Annotated in this window: 16 protein-coding genes; 9 read left to right on the forward strand and 7 right to left on the reverse strand. The window is 44.3% G+C overall.

Translation table 11 applies throughout. The features are described from left to right. Positions 1-70: 70 nt before the first annotated feature. The 3 genes from LAY57_RS21870 to LAY57_RS21880 form a co-directional block, all read right to left on the reverse strand. Positions 71-427 carry a DUF760 domain-containing protein gene (locus LAY57_RS21870; RefSeq protein WP_249068971.1) on the reverse strand — a complete coding sequence of 119 codons (357 nt, stop codon included), beginning with the start codon at positions 425-427 and terminating at the stop codon, positions 71-73. 120 nt (positions 428-547) lie between these two features. Continuing rightward, on the reverse strand, positions 548-1,039 hold the full coding sequence (gene scpB / locus LAY57_RS21875) for an SMC-Scp complex subunit ScpB (RefSeq protein WP_249068972.1): 492 nt from the start codon (positions 1,037-1,039) through the stop codon (positions 548-550). Next, positions 1,039-2,571: a sensor histidine kinase gene (locus LAY57_RS21880; protein WP_249068973.1), complete on the reverse strand. Its 1,533-nt coding sequence runs from the start codon at positions 2,569-2,571 to the stop codon at positions 1,039-1,041. Before LAY57_RS21880 ends, scpB begins: the two co-directional genes overlap by 1 nt. A gap of 574 nt (positions 2,572-3,145) precedes the next feature. Here LAY57_RS21880 and LAY57_RS21885 point away from each other — a divergent pair. The 4 genes from LAY57_RS21885 to pstB all read left to right on the forward strand — a co-directional run bounded on the left by LAY57_RS21885 (position 3,146) and on the right by pstB (position 6,888). Next, positions 3,146-4,165: a PstS family phosphate ABC transporter substrate-binding protein gene (locus LAY57_RS21885; RefSeq protein WP_249068974.1), complete on the forward strand. Its 1,020-nt coding sequence runs from the start codon at positions 3,146-3,148 to the stop codon at positions 4,163-4,165. Between the two features lie 73 nt (positions 4,166-4,238). After that, positions 4,239-5,168, forward strand: a complete 930-nt coding sequence (gene pstC / locus LAY57_RS21890; protein WP_249068975.1) for a phosphate ABC transporter permease subunit PstC — start codon at positions 4,239-4,241, stop codon at positions 5,166-5,168. Continuing rightward, on the forward strand, positions 5,168-6,091 hold the full coding sequence (gene pstA, locus LAY57_RS21895) for a phosphate ABC transporter permease PstA (protein ID WP_249068976.1): 924 nt from the start codon (positions 5,168-5,170) through the stop codon (positions 6,089-6,091). The genes pstC and pstA overlap by 1 nt, the downstream gene beginning before the upstream one ends. Then, a complete protein-coding gene (gene pstB, locus LAY57_RS21900; protein WP_249068977.1) occupies positions 6,085-6,888 on the forward strand; it encodes a phosphate ABC transporter ATP-binding protein PstB in 804 nt (267 codons plus the stop codon). The genes pstA and pstB overlap by 7 nt, the downstream gene beginning before the upstream one ends. Before the next feature lie 123 nt (positions 6,889-7,011). On the opposite strand, the gene LAY57_RS21905 is transcribed toward pstB, so the two are convergent. Then, on the reverse strand, positions 7,012-8,463 hold the full coding sequence (locus LAY57_RS21905) for a PIN domain-containing protein (protein ID WP_249068978.1): 1,452 nt from the start codon (positions 8,461-8,463) through the stop codon (positions 7,012-7,014). A gap of 71 nt (positions 8,464-8,534) precedes the next feature. Here LAY57_RS21905 and LAY57_RS21910 point away from each other — a divergent pair, with 71 nt between their 5' ends. From LAY57_RS21910 to LAY57_RS21920, 3 genes are all read left to right on the forward strand, one after another. Next, positions 8,535-10,043, forward strand: a complete 1,509-nt coding sequence (locus LAY57_RS21910) for a UbiD family decarboxylase (RefSeq protein ID WP_249068979.1) — start codon at positions 8,535-8,537, stop codon at positions 10,041-10,043. A 94-nt stretch (positions 10,044-10,137) separates the two neighbouring features. Beyond that, positions 10,138-10,923: a DUF4058 family protein gene (locus tag LAY57_RS21915; RefSeq protein WP_249068980.1), complete on the forward strand. Its 786-nt coding sequence runs from the start codon at positions 10,138-10,140 to the stop codon at positions 10,921-10,923. Between the two features lie 39 nt (positions 10,924-10,962). After that, complete coding sequence (locus LAY57_RS21920) at positions 10,963-11,361, forward strand: DUF6232 family protein (protein ID WP_249068981.1); 399 nt, start codon at positions 10,963-10,965, stop codon at positions 11,359-11,361. Positions 11,362-11,397: 36 nt separating this feature from the next. On the opposite strand, the gene LAY57_RS21925 is transcribed toward LAY57_RS21920, so the two are convergent. Further along, positions 11,398-12,861 (reverse strand): CoA-acylating methylmalonate-semialdehyde dehydrogenase, encoded by a 1,464-nt coding sequence (locus LAY57_RS21925; RefSeq protein ID WP_249068982.1) that lies wholly within the window; start codon positions 12,859-12,861, stop codon positions 11,398-11,400. A gap of 94 nt (positions 12,862-12,955) precedes the next feature. Here LAY57_RS21925 and LAY57_RS21930 point away from each other — a divergent pair, with 94 nt between their 5' ends. Further along, complete coding sequence (locus LAY57_RS21930; protein ID WP_249068983.1) at positions 12,956-13,279, forward strand: antibiotic biosynthesis monooxygenase; 324 nt, start codon at positions 12,956-12,958, stop codon at positions 13,277-13,279. Between the two features lie 81 nt (positions 13,280-13,360). Here LAY57_RS21930 and LAY57_RS21935 read toward each other — a convergent pair whose 3' ends face one another. Then, positions 13,361-13,744: an aspartyl protease gene (locus LAY57_RS21935; RefSeq protein ID WP_249068984.1), complete on the reverse strand. Its 384-nt coding sequence runs from the start codon at positions 13,742-13,744 to the stop codon at positions 13,361-13,363. Further along, on the reverse strand, positions 13,741-14,064 hold the full coding sequence (locus LAY57_RS21940) for a hypothetical protein (RefSeq protein ID WP_249068985.1): 324 nt from the start codon (positions 14,062-14,064) through the stop codon (positions 13,741-13,743). Before LAY57_RS21940 ends, LAY57_RS21935 begins: the two co-directional genes overlap by 4 nt. A gap of 121 nt (positions 14,065-14,185) precedes the next feature. Between LAY57_RS21940 and LAY57_RS21945 the strand changes: the two genes are divergently transcribed. Then, positions 14,186-15,061 (forward strand): right-handed parallel beta-helix repeat-containing protein, encoded by an 876-nt coding sequence (locus LAY57_RS21945; RefSeq protein WP_249068986.1) that lies wholly within the window; start codon positions 14,186-14,188, stop codon positions 15,059-15,061. Positions 15,062-15,109: the final 48 nt, after the last annotated feature.

Raw genomic sequence — 15,109 nt, forward strand, 5'->3', positions numbered from 1 at the left:
TCATTATTGGCATTTAGCTATAAAAATGAGTAAGATTGAGCAGAATTAGCTAGATTTTCTGGAACTGCATTTACCCCCATTTTTCGCTGTTGGCGGAGTCTCGCGACAGGGACTGGGAGCCTAACAAGCTTTCCTCTAGGTGCATCCTTTGCTCCATCTGGCGGAGGAAATAGCCTGTCATCATTGCCGAAGCCAGCAGACCAGCCAAGTTTTCCCGGTCAGTGGTAATTTGAACGTTAAAATGCTCCCCTGGTAACATCCCGACCAGACCCTGAACGTTGTGAGAAATAATTTGCTTAATTTCGGGACTGGCCGCCTTGGCTACAAGGGCTAAAACCTCCGGTGATTGGTGCTGTAGATAGGTCAGCAGGGGATTGGCTTGGACATCTTCGGTGCCGGAACTTAAATAGTCAGGATTGAAAACCATGAGGCTCCTAAATATTTCATTTAATTCTAATCTAAACGAGTCACAGATGGGAGCAGGTTTTGGAGGCGGGTAACCCGTACATTCTTTGGTGGTGATGCCGAACGAACAGGTTCTAGCTTCTCAAGCTTGGGTCGGCTCATCCACCTGCTGTGGCAGTCGATCCACTTGAAAATACTGATGAAATTTGTCGGTCACCTGTAGCCGATAGGATCGACTATCTGCTTGACGACGTTTGTGAATATAGCCCAGTTCCACGAGTTCCTGCACTTGCTGATAGGCTCCCGAACCCCGCAAATCGACGAGTTCTGTTTGCGTGAGGGGGCCTTTGAGGGCGATCGCAGCTAGCGTCCGCAAAGCTCCCACACCTAATTCTGATGGGATCAAATTTTGCATTAAGCCCTGAAATGATGTCCGCAGTTGCAGGCAGTAGCCCTCCGCTGTTTCGACGACTTCCAACGCGCTATCTCGGTGGGCGTAGTCAGCCATGAGTTCCAGCAGTGCTTCTTCGGCTTTGGCCTTGCTGCATTCAGCATACTCTGCGATCGCCGCAATTGAAAGAGGTTGTCCTTTTAGGTAGAGAATGGCTTCAATTTTAGTTGCTAAACGAGGCATTATGATGTGGCTGTTGAACTGGAATCTCGATCGTATTCGCCGTAGGCGTTCCCCAAGGGTAGCACGATCGCAAACTCCGCTCCCTCGACTGGCGCTGAGATACACTTCAATTCTCCACCGTGTTTTTCCACCACAATTTGGTAGCTGATAGCTAATCCCAAACCAGTACCTTTGCCTACGGGTTTCGTTGTAAAGAAAGGATCGAATATTTTACGGCGTACCGCCTCTGTCATGCCGGGGCCATTATTGGCAATGCAAATCGCGATTCGATTATCGTTTAAGACTTTGGTGCTAATCCGAATAGTTGGTAATTGCTTATTTGGATTTTCTGAGCCTTTACCCATTCCCTCATCCAAAGCATCAATAGCATTGGTGAGTATGTTCATAAATACCTGATTTAGCTGACCTGGATAGCATTCCACAAAAGGCAATTTACCATAATCTTTAACTATCTCAATAGCAGAAGAAGTAGCCTTTTCTTTCAACCGATGTTGCAAGATTAGTAACGCGCTGTCTAGTCCTTCGTGAATATCGACAGGCTTCCTTTCAGCTTCATCCAGACGGGAAAAATTACGTAAAGACAAAACCAGTTGGCGAATGCGATCGGCCCCGACCTTCATTGATGCGATCGTCTTTGGCAGATCTTCAGTCAAAAACTCTAAGTCAATAGTATCAATTTGTTTAAGAATCTTAGGAGTAGGATCGGGGTAATCCTGCTGGTAAAACTCTAGTAGATTTAGCAAATCTTCAGCATATTCATCAATGTGGGTGAGATTGCCGTAGATAAAATTGACTGGGTTGTTAATTTCGTGGGCAATACCAGCTACTAGCTGACCCAAACTCGACATTTTTTCTGTTTGAATTAGTTGAGATTGGGTTCGTTGCAGTTCGTCGAGGGCTAACTCTAGCTGTCGAGCTTTCTCCGTTGCTGTGGCGGCAGCAATGCGGCTTTCTTCGTATAGTTCCGCTTGATGAATTGCGATCGCAGCTTGATCCCCTAACTGTTGCAGCAGATCGATTTCCCCAGCCTGCCAAACTCTTGTAGAATAACACTCATGGGCAATTAGTAATCCCCACAGATAATCGCTTCTCCTAATCGGTACGACTAAGTTACCTTGTACCTGAATCTTTTGTAAAAATTCTACGTGACACAGACTCAAACCTCCCTCAAGTATATTACCAATAGCCCGAACCCTTCCCGCTTGGTACTGATAGGTGTACTCCACTGGAAAACAGTTAGCGTGGTAAACTTCTCCCAAGATTGACAGGTTTTGGTCAATAACTTCTTCGACCACCACCTTGCCGCTCCAGGTTTCCAGGAACTGATAGATTATAACTCTGTCTGTGTTTAACAGAGCGCGAACTTCTCGGACAATAGTTTGCAAAATAGTCGGCAAATCTAAAGTGCTGCGGATTAGATTTGTCACTTGCTTGAGGACTCTGGCTAATTCCAACGACTGCTGCAATTCCAGCGTTCGCCGCTGCAATTCCAGAGTTCGCTGTTCAATTTGATGCTCCAAATCAGTATTCATAACCTGCACTTGTTTGTAAAGATGATTCTGCTGAATTGCTATCTCTAAAAGTAGATGTACTATAAGACGGTTTCTTGCTTAAATATGACTTTAGTTATAAAACTTATGTTTTATTTACAAATTTTAATTGTACAGAATTTACTTCTGGGAGGGATAAAAGGTAATTGTTGCTAAATTGTCAAACAAGAAACAAGGAAAAAACCAAATTTAAGAAACTGCAAACTAGAGCATCGGTTGAGTATAAAAGTTGAAAGATAAAAGCCAAAAAAAAGGTAAGCGAAATATCAAAAACCTGGCTTACTTAAATCGCACTATTCTTGAGGGGCTCTTTCCGAGTTGTTATGCTTTTGTTCACTGTGTTTGTACGGCTGACCTTGCACCTTACTATACAGACAAACTTGCTGACATGGTTTTAGTTATCAAAGATACCTTAACTAAAAGTTAACTTTTTTATAATCTTTATAACATAAATTTTTAATCTTTCCATAAAGTTACATAATAAGCTCTTAACCATAAACAGGTATCCTACTAAAGTTCAGATTTAAATGGCGCTTAGCGTCAGGGAGAAAACAGTATGGTGGTGAATAAGCTCAAATTCAAGCTTAATCGCTTGACGTTAGTAGGTGTTATGGCAATTGTAGCTACCACCATAGGCGTATCAGTATCGTCTGTCAAATCCCAAAGTCCAGCCTTAATTAAAATTGATGGGTCGAGTACGGTTTACCCCATTAGTGCAGCAGTAGCAGAAGAATTCCAGCGGGCTAGAAGAAATGCAATCAGAGTTACCGTTGGCATTTCTGGAACTGGGGGAGGCTTCAAAAAGTTTTGTCGTGGCGAGACGGATATTTCTAACGCATCCCGGCCAATCCTAGCCGAAGAATTGCAGGCTTGTAGAGCAGCTGGCGTTCAGTTCATCGAATTACCAGTGGCTTACGATGCGCTAACAGTAGTGGTTAACCCCCAAAACAACTGGGCCACTAACATGACTGTTCCTGAACTTAAGAAAATGTGGGAACCTACGGCACAGGGTTCTATCACAAAATGGAATCAAGTACGTCAGGGATGGCCTGACGCGCCCTTGAAATTATTTGGCGCAGGTGCCGACTCTGGTACGTTTGACTATTTCACCGAAGCTATTGTTGGTAAATCTAAGTCCAGTCGCGGTGATTACACGGCCAGTGAAGATGATAACGTATTGGTACAGGGAGTGAGTCGCGATCGCAATGCCTTGGGCTACTTCGGCTATGCTTACTACGAAGCCAATAAAGCCCGACTGAAGGCGGTGGCGATAAACGGCGTGCTGCCTTCTCGCCAAGCAGTTGAGAATGGTTCTTACAAACCACTTTCTCGGCCTATCTTTATCTATGTCAATGCCAAGTCTGCTCAGCGGAACGAGGTAAGGGATTTTGTCAATTTTTACATCAGCAATGCGCCCCGTTTAGTACCAGTGGTGAGATATGTCCCCTTACCGGCCCAGGTTTATAGAATTGCGACAAGCCATTTCCAAAATCGCAAGCTCGGTACGGTATTTGCCGGTGATGCACCAGTTGGACTGACAATTCAGCAACTACTACAGCGCGAAGCTAGCCAATAAAATGTTTTGATTCAAACGAAAAGCGATTAGCATTTGAAATTTAATTGCTAATCGCAAACCGATTACTGATTTTATGAACGACAAACAACTGCAACTATCTAAGCAAAAGCAAATAACCCCAAAGCTAATCCGCGATGTACGAGAACGAGCGATCGAGTTTTTGTTGTTTCTAGCTGCCTTTTCCTGCGTAGCGACTACCGTTGAGATCCTTTTTATCTTGATTTCTGAATCCGTAGCTTTCTTCGAGAAAGTTTCGATCGTAAAATTCCTCACGGACACCCAATGGACGCCCCTATTTTCTGATGCCCACTACGGGATATTACCTCTTGCTTCAGGTACTTTTGTCACCACAATGGTGGCTTTGTTGGTGGCAATTCCGCTAGGTACTATCTCTGCCATTTACCTGAGCGAATTCGCCGATAACCGCCTGCGCGAGTGGATCAAACCCTGTTTAGAATTGCTGGCAGGTATCCCCACAGTAGTTTATGGGTATTTCGCCCTGGTTTTTGTCACTCCCCTGTTGCAGAAGTTTTTTCCCGAACTGTCAGGGTCCAATATGTTAAGTGCGGGGCTGGTTATGGGAATCATGATTATTCCATATATCAGTTCCGTGAGTGAAGATGCCATGCGTGCGGTGCCGGTACAGTTACGAGAAGGTTCTTATGCAATGGGGGCGACGCGCCTAGAAACGGCTTTGCGAGTCGTATTCCCGGCTGCCATTTCTGGAATTTCAGCGGCTTACATCTTGGGAATTTCTAGGGCAGTGGGAGAAACAATGGTAGTAGCGATCGCAGCTGGCTTGCAGCCCAATCTCACTTTGAACCCAATGGAACCCGCCGCCACAATCACCGCTTACATTGTACAAGTAAGTCTCGGTGATTTGCCTCATGGTAGTATTGGATATCAAACCATTTTCGCTGCTGGACTTACACTGGTTCTAATTACCCTGGTATTGAACATTGCGGGACATTTTTTGAGTAAACGCTATCGAGAAATTTATTAATGTCAGGAGATAATCTACAGGAAATACGAAAACTTATTGCACGTAAAAATGTCTGGGACAGAATTTTTGCTGCGATCGGCTTGTTGTCTATGCTAGTGGGAATTGTTACCCTGCTGGCGTTGATAATTGACCTGTGCAGTGACGGCTTACCGCGTCTTTCATGGCAATTTTTGACTTCATTTCCCTCCTACAAGCCTGAACAAGCAGGCATTCTCTCTGCCTGGGTAGGAACAACTCTCGTCATGTTGTTAACTGCAATAGCTGCAATTCCATTAGGTGTAGCAGCTGCGATTTACCTAGAAGAATATGCCCAGAAAAACTGGATTGCCGATTTAATCGAGATCAATGTAACCAACCTAGCGGGTGTTCCCTCAATTATCTACGGGCTTTTGGCTTTAGGCTTGTTCGTTTATAAACTCAATCTGGGTGAGAGCATTATGGCAGCCGGGTTGACTTTAGCACTGTTGATTTTGCCGATAGTCATTGTTACCACTAGGGAGTCTATCCGCGCCATTCCCAATATTATTCGCGAAGCGGCTTATGCCCTTGGCGCAAGCAAGTGGCAGATGATTTGGGATCACGTATTGCCCTATTCAATTGGGGGAATTATGACGGGCGTTATTGTTGGTTTGTCGCGAGCTATCGGCGAAACTGCCCCTATAATTACGATCGGCGCTCTCACTTTTATCGCCTTTTTGCCGGATTCCCCAATTAAGAACGAGTTTCCCTACATTTCTTTTTCATGGCTGATGTCTCCCTTCACAGTCATGCCGATTCAGATGTTTAATTGGGTGTCCAGTCCAGAGCCTGAATTTCAGGTAAATGCAGCAGCGGCAGGAATTGTGTTAATTCTGATGACGCTAGCGATGAACTCCTTAGCAATCTATCTGCGCTATCGTTTTCGCAAAAATATCAAATGGTAGAAAAAACAACCAATTCCATGTCCGAATCAATTGCAGTCAAGCCTAAAGCTGAGGTGAATAACCTCAATTTTTACTACGGTTCTGTACAAGTTCTTAAAAATATCAACCTAGCACTGGCGTCAAAGCGGGTTACGGCGCTGATTGGGCCTTCAGGCTGTGGCAAAACCACTTTGTTGCGGTGTTTCAATCGTATGCACGACCTTTACCCCGGCAATCGTTACGAAGGGGAAATCATCTTAGACACTGATGGGATCAACATCCTGAGTCGTCGGGTCGATCCGATCGAAGTCCGAATGCGGATTAGCATGGTGTTTCAGAAGCCAAATCCCTTTCCTAAGTCAATTTATGAAAATGTGGCCTATGGTTTGCGGGTGCGGAATGAATCGAGACGTAACGTTATTGATGAAAAGGTGGAAAAAGCCCTACGAGGTGCTGCTTTGTGGGATGAAGTGAAAGACCGCTTGAAAGACCAAGCTTACAACCTTTCTGGCGGTCAACAGCAGCGCTTGTGCATTGCTAGGTCACTAGCGACCGAACCTGAGATTATTCTGTTTGATGAGCCTACATCTGCGATCGATCCGATCGCAACTATGAGCATTGAAGAATTGATTGAGGATTTGACGCAACAGGTGACAATTCTAATTGTGACTCACAGTATGCAGCAGGCCGCTAGGGTTTCTGAGTTTACCGCTTTTATGTACATGGGCGAGATAGTGGAGTTTGACGACACTAAGACCATTTTTACTAATCCCTCGAAGAAGCAAACAGAAGATTATGTTAAAGGAAAGTTTGGATAATTTCAAAGCTATAGCTAGGGACTAGGGGCTAGGGGCTAGGGGCTAGGGGCTAGGGAAGAGGAAAAAGCTTGACGAAGTAAGGGATTATGGACTAAAGGTAGCTTAACCAGGATTTGGTATAAGCTATAGTTGTGCGATCGCAACTTGCCACTTGCCTTTTTTCTGTTCCACCTTAAAAGAGGTAAAATACTGCAAAAATTTAAGTAAATTACCGTTTAGCTTCAAATTATCCTTAATAATTGCATTAATCGAATAGCCATATTTCTTGCTAAATTCCGTGCCGATGACTTCCAGAGAAATCGATCTTCCGGGATAATTAACAGTTAACTCATTTACAAGCATAAGTAACACTTTTTCTAAATCTGCTGATGAAGTAATTGCAGACATGAGATTATTCTTAGGCTCGCCTCGATCTTGCTGTTCGTCACCTTTACTTTCTCCATTGTTTGCTGGTGGGGTATGAAACAAACTCACATAAAGAGGAGATTGACTTGATGGCTGGTGTACCACAAAATCAGTAGGGTACTCATAAAAAATATCTCTAGATTTTTTACCGGGAAGATGAGTAGATACGACTTGGCTAATGGTTAAATTGTACTTAGTTTGAAAAAGGTTGGCAACTCTAGATAATTTTATCCATTGCAAACCAGTTCTTTGTTGCTCATCCTTGATTAAATCCTTCAGTTGGGCGAGGGATTGAGTCAGAGATGGAATAACGGGTAAAGGCTTAAGCGAATGTTTCTTTATTTCGGAAGTCTTGCTATTTAAAACTGTAATAAAATCGCCTTGTTTGCGAACCCGATACACAGTTAATCCGTGGGTTTGCAATGTATTGTATAAATGAGTTAATCCGTTGTCCGAAGAACAGACTAAAACTTCCTTCGCATTGGGATAATGTACAAAAATAGACGAGCCAACGGTTGCCATTTTGAAATCTGCGCTATCTTTGCCCGGTGGTACGTGAATCAGTTCGTAACTGCGTCCGTGAAATTCCAAATCTTGCTTTCCCATACTGCGCCAATTGGCGAAGGCAACTTTAATTTGGATGGGATACTTGCAGATTCCAGCCAAGAACTTTTCTGTTTCCAGATCGAGTTGTAAATTTTCCGCGTCTAGAAGTAGAATAGCAATACTATTACTCTGAGCAACAGACTCCGCAACAGGTTCTGCTGATGTTGGTATTTCTGATATTTCACTTTTTGCTGTTAGCTTTTTATCAATAGAAATCTCTTCCCTGGGTGAAATAATTTCTAGCTGAGTTATTTGCCTAACTTTTACCATTAAAGACTTAAATTCAGTCGCGTCAAAAAAGCTGCGAACCAGAAGAATTTGGAGAAATTTTCTGACTTTAAGAAGTAAAACCTTTCGATCTGTGGTATTGCCAATCTCTTCTTTCAATCTTCCCAGAAAGATAGATTGGCTTTTAGCATCGCGCCAGTTAACCTTCTTGTACTTTTCATTCAGCCACTCAGGCTGGTGCTGGTGAATATCAAGGAAGGCTTGATAAACACAGGTGCTGATTTTGTCGATAATGGCAGATTCATTCACGTTAGGCAAATTTGAGTTAACTGGCATAGCCCTCTACGCGCAGGGGGTCGGGGTTAAGTCCATAATATGAGGAAGACAAAGCTTCACATATTTTAATTATGACTAGAGACTTGCGGGGATTCATCAAACTGCTGGAAGAAAGGGGACAATTGCGGCGAATTTCAGTGTTGGTTGACCCAGATTTGGAAGTGGCCGAAATTTCCAACCGGATGTTGCAACGGGGTGGCCCAGGGTTACTGTTTGAAAACGTGAAAGGGTCGCCGTATCCTGTAGCTATTAACCTGATGGGGACGGTGGAACGGATTTGCTGGGCGATGAATATGGAACGTCCAGAGGAGTTGGAAGGACTGGGTAAAAAGCTGAGTATGCTGCAACAGCCTAAGCCGCCGAAGAAGATTTCGCAGGCTGTGGAGTTTGGTAAGGTGCTGTTTGATGTGCTGAAGGCGAAACCGGGACGTGACTTTTTCCCCGCTTGTCAGCAAATTGTCATCCAAGGGGACGATCTGGATCTGACTAAAATTCCGATGATTCGGCCTTATCCGGGAGATGCTGGTCAGATTATCACGCTGGGGCTGGTGATTACAAGGGATTGCGAGACGGGTACGCCGAATGTGGGGGTGTATCGGCTGCAACTGCAATCTCGCAATACGATGACGGTGCATTGGTTGTCGGTGCGGGGTGGGGCGCGGCATTTGCGGAAGGCGGCGGAACGGGGGAAGAAGTTGGAAGTTGCGATCGCACTCGGCGTCGATCCCCTCATCATCATGGCAGCCGCCACACCCATCCCCGTAGACTTGTCGGAATGGCTGTTTGCTGGACTCTACGGCGGTTCTGGGGTAAATTTAGCGAAATGCAAAACGGTGGATCTGGAAGTGCCAGCGGACTCGGAAATCGTCTTAGAAGGTACGATTACCCCCGGCGAAGTGTTGCCGGACGGGCCGTTTGGCGACCACATGGGATATTACGGCGGAGTGGAAGATTCGCCCCTGATTCGGTTCCAGTGTATGACTCATCGCAAAGACCCGATTTATTTGACCACGTTTAGCGGTCGTCCGCCGAAGGAAGAAGCGATGATGGCGATCGCGCTTAACCGCATCTACACTCCCATTTTACGGCAACAAGTAACGGAAATTGTCGATTTCTTTTTACCAATGGAAGCCTTGAGTTATAAGGCCGCAATTATTTCAATTGATAAAGCTTATCCCGGTCAAGCACGACGTGCGGCTTTAGCTTTTTGGAGTGCATTGCCGCAATTTACTTACACCAAATTCGTCATTGTTGTGGATAAAGATATCAACATTCGAGATCCGCGTCAAGTGGTGTGGGCAATTAGTTCCAAAGTCGATCCATCAAGAGATGTGTTTATTCTGCCCAATACACCTTTTGATAGTTTGGATTTTGCTAGCGAAAAGATTGGTTTGGGCGGACGAATGGGAATTGATGCAACTACTAAGATTCCGCCGGAAACAGAACACGAATGGGGGGAACCTTTGGAGTCTGATTTGGATGTAGCGGCGATGGTAGAAAGGCGTTGGGCAGAGTATGGTTTGGCGGATTTGCAATTAGGAGAAGTTGACCCGAATTTGTTTGGATATGATATGAGGTAGACCCCACCCCCCCAACCCCCCAACCCGCAACGGGGAGGGGGGGGAAAAAGAAAGCAAAAAAGAAAGAAACTTAAATTGTGTTTGAGGTAATTTTATGCCTTCTCCTTTTCCCGGAATGAATCCTTATTTAGAACATCCTGAATTATGGTCTGGAGTACATCACTGGCTGATTATCGCCATTGCAGAGTCTTTAGTTCCCCAACTGCGCCCTAAATATCGAGTCGCAGTAGAAGTGCGAATTTATGAAACCATTGGGGATAAATCGCTGCTTGTAGGTGTTCCTGATGTGACGATGCGAAGTTTAAGGAATACAACAAATCAAACCAACCCGAATGTCGCTATTGCTGCACCCCCAACAGAACCTTTAACAGTGGCAATTCCTACACCCGATCCTGTTAGAGAAGGCTATTTGGAAGTGCGAGATGTGGGAACAAACGAGGTAGTGACAGCGATTGAAGTTCTCTCTCCTAAGAATAAGCTTTCAGGTGAAGGACGCCGCACCTACGAACGCAAGCGTCGCCGGGTGTTGGGAAGTTTAACTAATCTAGTAGAAATAGATTTGCTGCGTGTAGGGCGACCAATGCCTATTTTGAACGATCGCATCCAAACTCATTATAATATTTTGGTCTGTCGGGGCGATCGGCGTCCTTTAGCTAATCTATATGCGTTTAATTTACCAGATGCAATTCCTTTATTTTCCCTGCCGTTGCGAGATGAGGATGCTGAACCTTTGGTAGATTTGCAAACCTTGATAAACGGAGTCTACGATCGGGCCGGTTACGATCTGGTGATAGATTATAGAAACGAGCCTGTACCTCCTCTGTCGGAAGCAGATGCAGCTTGGGCAGATGCACTGTTGCGAGAGAAAGAGTTACGGTAAATTCTTCCGAGTATCCGTGGATCTTAATTTTTTAACCCGATGTCAGCGTCATTCTCAGAGGATGAAACTCTTTATAAAAAAGAAGAAGTTCGGATTACCAGGACTTTGCTCGAAATCGACGGTACTCAATATCAAATTCGGAATATCGATACTGTCAAAATTGTTACAAAAAAACCCGATCGCAGTCAAGCTTGGAATTGCTTTCTTATTGGTGTTTTAATGCTGATAGCGTGTGTGTTTTACCCATCGCTGGAATTCTTCTTGGTAACGCTGATAGTAATAGGACTTGGAATTAATTGGCTGATTTCTTTGAAGGATACACACACACTTTTAATCGCCACTACTGGAGGCAACCAGACAAGTTATAGTTCTGAGAATCTTGAGGAGATTAAAGCGATTCGATCTGCATTAGAAGCAGCGATGGCGAGATTAGCATAGAGATATGGAACTGCAAACAAAAATTATGACTAATGACTAAAATTGACGCGACCAATCTTTTGGCCATCGCTCCACAACCACTTTAGTTTGCGTGAAGAATTCGACAGCATGACGCCCTTGTCCGTGCAAATCTCCAAAGAAACTTGCCTTCCAACCGCTGAAGGGAAAGAAAGCCATTGGAGCTGCTACGCCTATATTAATACCGATATTCCCAGCATCAACTTCGTAACGAAATTTTCGCGCTGCTGCACCACTGGTGGTAAACAAACAAGCCATATTTCCCCATTCACTGCTATTTACCAAAGCAATAGCATCATCAATTGTATCCAAATGAATCAATCCCAGCACTGGGCCAAAAATTTCTGTGCGGGCAATTTCACTTTTGGGATTGACATTTTGCAAAATGGTTGGTTTAATAAAATTACCTTTTTCGTAACCGGAAATATTAGGATGGCGACCATCTACTAACGCCGTTGCGCCTTCATCAATTCCCTTTTGAATTAATCCCTCGATTCGAGTTTGACTTTCGCGGGTAATTACTGGCCCCATTTGCACTTTTTCATCCAAACCATAGCCCACAATTCGCGTTTCGGCAACTTCAACAATAGCTTCTGTAAATGTCTCGCGTGCTTTTCCCACTGTGACTGCCAAAGAGGCGGCGAGGCAACGTTGTCCGGCACAACCAAAAGCACTATCTGCCGCAATTTTTATGGTAGTTTCTAAATCCGCATCGGGCAATACAATAATAGGATTCTTCGCTCCTCCTTGGCATTGAGCGCGTTTGCCGTTGGCGGCGGCGCGACTGTAAACGTACTTCGCTACTGGTGTGGAACCGACAAAACTAATGGCGCGAATAATTGGATGATCTAAAATGGCATCGACGACTTCTTTGGCACCGTTGACTAAGTTAACCACCCCTTTTGGTAATCCGGTTTGTTCTAACAAATGGAAGATTTTTTGCATTGTCAGCGGCACTTTTTCTGAGGGTTTGACAATGGTGGTATTGCCGCAAGCTAAAGCGTATGGCATAAACCAAAAAGGAATCATGCCGGGAAAGTTGAAAGGTGCAATAATGGCAGTTACTCCGACTGGTTGACGGATCGAAAATTCGTCAATGCCACGCGCCACATCTTCCAGGTAGTCTCCTTGCATTAGGATGGGAATTCCGCAGGCGACTTCTACATTTTCGATCGCACGGCGAATTTCACCCTTAGACTCAACTAAAGTCTTGCCGCATTCGAGGGTAATGGTACGCGCAAGCTCATCAAAATGCTCTTCGAGGAGGTTTTTGAGTTTGAACAAGTATTGCACCCTTTCTGTTGGCGGAGTTCGCCGCCAGGTGGTAAAGGCAGTTCCTGCTGCGACAGCTGCTTGCTCCACTTCCGTTGCAGGCGACAATGGTACAGTACCCAGCACCTCGGCGGTAGCCGGATTAATCACATCCAGGTAGTTTGTAGCGCTGGATGTACACCATTCAGCATTTATATAGTTTTTTAACACGCCTATTCCTTAATAACGGTTACTATTATTTGAGTGGTCAGCGCTGTACCCTATCTGGGTATGCGTTTGGAGTATATCATTTCAGGAGTGTACAATGTCAGAGTTTCAAGATTTTTTGAAATATAAATGTGCCTACGTTGCTATTGGTGAGTTCAAACCGGGTAAGTTTCCAGAGGCGGAACAACTTTACGAACAAGCTGTTTCAAGCTACGGACAAGGTTTCAAGGGGTCTTACTTACTGCAAGAACCGGGGACTGATAAAGGAATTGCGATAATTCTATGGGAAAGTGCGGAAGATATGGAAGCGAATCAAAGCGAGGTTAACCAGGCTATTTTGCATGAGATAAATCATTTATTTGCTAAACCGCCGATGACTGGTTGCTATGAAATTGTTAGTGAAGTTCACCACACAGATTAAAGTGGTTAATCTTCATAGCTTAAGCGGGAATAGGTGAGGAAGTGAGGAAAAGCGAGCGCTTTATTTTAGAGTGAATTTCTTTCACTCACTTTCCACCATTTCTAGTGTCAAAATGCCTCTCTGTTTATTTACGGCTAACTCCATGATTTCTAGCCATCGCGAACCGATTAAAATGTCAGGAAGCGCATCTCCAACGTGAACGGGAATAATAAACTCTTGCCCATCCAAAATTACTTTCCCTTGATAGATGTCGAAGAACTCATCTCCCCGCGCTGTCCGCAACTCAATTTTAGACCTAATTAAAGGCCAGTCTAGCGCCTCTAGGTCTTGAACATTAATCGCCAGAAAACCTGTGGTAAAACCCGTGTCTAGCAGCGCTTCAACTGGGAAGCGTTCTCTGTTATTGGCAATCAATTCAATTTCAAAGAACAACTCCCCATCTTCCCCAAACCTGCCTGCTATCATATCCTTCCGCAGAATCCTTCTTCATTAAGGCGAAAAGTTGTTAACATAACCTTCTCATCGCCATACCGTTCCTTAATTTTTTGGATGATGCCTTCTAATTTGGGGTCAAGTACATACTCGCCAGTGTCCGGTTCTATGGCAATTAACCAATTGTAATACTTTTCCATCAGTTCCGGGCGGATTCGTTCAAAGATTGCTTTACAGCGCAGTCCGAGTTCTGTTCTTTCAGCTCTGCGTCGAGCTATTTCTTCAGGCGGGACGGTGTATTCTGGAAAGATTCTACCCCGTCGCGGTTGTCGCTTTTCTGGTAAGTCGCTCATATCAATTGCAAAGTCGATTATTGTATTATTTTATAATAGTACCTATTCAGTTAGTAGAGTGGGCAATACCGAATATACTCAAATTTGATTGTTAAAAGTAGCTAACTCAAGAGGATAGTCAATGGACTTTTTCACAGGAACAAGCAGGCGGTCTTTTATCTTTGGTCTTTTCGCCTTCCTGGCATCGGAATCAATTATTGCACAGATGGAGGAGATTGTAGTCAGCACGGTTGAAGAATTCGTTGCTGCGATCGGCCCCAACCGTACTATCAAACTCAAACCGGGAGCCTATTCTCTATCCGATCTCGATCCTGCCGCTAGTAGCAGATACGCCTATTTTGAGAAAGCCTTCGATGGCAACGAACTGATTATTTCAGGAGTAGAAAACCTGCAAATCATCGGTTTGGGTATTAAACCGCCTCTGCTACTCACCCGACCCCGTTATGGTGATGTTTTGAAATTCCGCGACTGTCAAGATATTACCATTAAAAATATCGAAGCCGGACACGGGCCGGAAAAAGGATTTTGCAGAGGTGGCGTCTTCACTTTTGACGATTCAGAAAATATTCAAGTGAATAGTTGCATCCTTTTTGGCAGCGGTATCTTGGGTATCAGAGCCAATAATGTTAATAATTTAACCTGTAGTAATACGGTGATTAAAGAATGTACCTATCACATTCTCAGTTTGTTCAATTGTCAAAATATTGCCTTTAGACAATGCCAGTTTAATAATAACAAAGAATACGAGCTAGTTAACGTACTTAACTCTCGAAACGTACAATTTTTACAATGTGGATTCCGCAATAATAGTATCAGGGTAGACTACGACTTTTTCTTCAATGTCAAAGACAGCGAGCCTGTGAAATTGCAAAGATGTACAATTGAGAACAACAATGTGCCATATTTCGCCTCGTCGCCGAGCTTGGTCAATTTGATTGAAACTGACTTAGAAAGCAATACTTTCCGCAAGGGCTCTGCATATCCACCCAACAGTTAGTATTAGTAGCATTTCGTAGGTTGGGTTGAGCAATAGCGAAACCCAACC

Origin of the sequence: Argonema antarcticum A004/B2 (assembly GCF_023333585.1) — a bacterium.
Taxonomy (GTDB): Bacteria; Cyanobacteriota; Cyanobacteriia; order Cyanobacteriales; family Aerosakkonemataceae; genus Argonema; species Argonema antarcticum.

Bases quoted from the DNA above. Each gene is read 5' to 3' on its own strand.
- LAY57_RS21880 (WP_249068973.1), bottom strand. From the start codon at position 2,571: ATGAATACTGATTTGGAGCATCAAATTGAACAGCGAACTCTGGAATTG.
- LAY57_RS21885 (WP_249068974.1), top strand. From the start codon at position 3,146: ATGGTGGTGAATAAGCTCAAATTCAAGCTTAATCGCTTGACGTTAGTA.
- LAY57_RS21910 (WP_249068979.1), top strand. From the start codon at position 8,535: ATGACTAGAGACTTGCGGGGATTCATCAAACTGCTGGAAGAAAGGGGA.
- LAY57_RS21905 (WP_249068978.1), bottom strand. From the start codon at position 8,463: ATGCCAGTTAACTCAAATTTGCCTAACGTGAATGAATCTGCCATTATC.
- pstA (WP_249068976.1), top strand. From the start codon at position 5,168: ATGTCAGGAGATAATCTACAGGAAATACGAAAACTTATTGCACGTAAA.
- LAY57_RS21930 (WP_249068983.1), top strand. From the start codon at position 12,956: ATGTCAGAGTTTCAAGATTTTTTGAAATATAAATGTGCCTACGTTGCT.
- pstB (WP_249068977.1), top strand. From the start codon at position 6,085: ATGGTAGAAAAAACAACCAATTCCATGTCCGAATCAATTGCAGTCAAG.
- LAY57_RS21920 (WP_249068981.1), top strand. From the start codon at position 10,963: ATGTCAGCGTCATTCTCAGAGGATGAAACTCTTTATAAAAAAGAAGAA.
- LAY57_RS21870 (WP_249068971.1), bottom strand. From the start codon at position 427: ATGGTTTTCAATCCTGACTATTTAAGTTCCGGCACCGAAGATGTCCAA.
- LAY57_RS21915 (WP_249068980.1), top strand. From the start codon at position 10,138: ATGCCTTCTCCTTTTCCCGGAATGAATCCTTATTTAGAACATCCTGAA.
- LAY57_RS21940 (WP_249068985.1), bottom strand. From the start codon at position 14,064: ATGAGCGACTTACCAGAAAAGCGACAACCGCGACGGGGTAGAATCTTT.
- LAY57_RS21945 (WP_249068986.1), top strand. From the start codon at position 14,186: ATGGACTTTTTCACAGGAACAAGCAGGCGGTCTTTTATCTTTGGTCTT.
- LAY57_RS21935 (WP_249068984.1), bottom strand. From the start codon at position 13,744: ATGATAGCAGGCAGGTTTGGGGAAGATGGGGAGTTGTTCTTTGAAATT.
- pstC (WP_249068975.1), top strand. From the start codon at position 4,239: ATGAACGACAAACAACTGCAACTATCTAAGCAAAAGCAAATAACCCCA.
- scpB (WP_249068972.1), bottom strand. From the start codon at position 1,039: ATGCCTCGTTTAGCAACTAAAATTGAAGCCATTCTCTACCTAAAAGGA.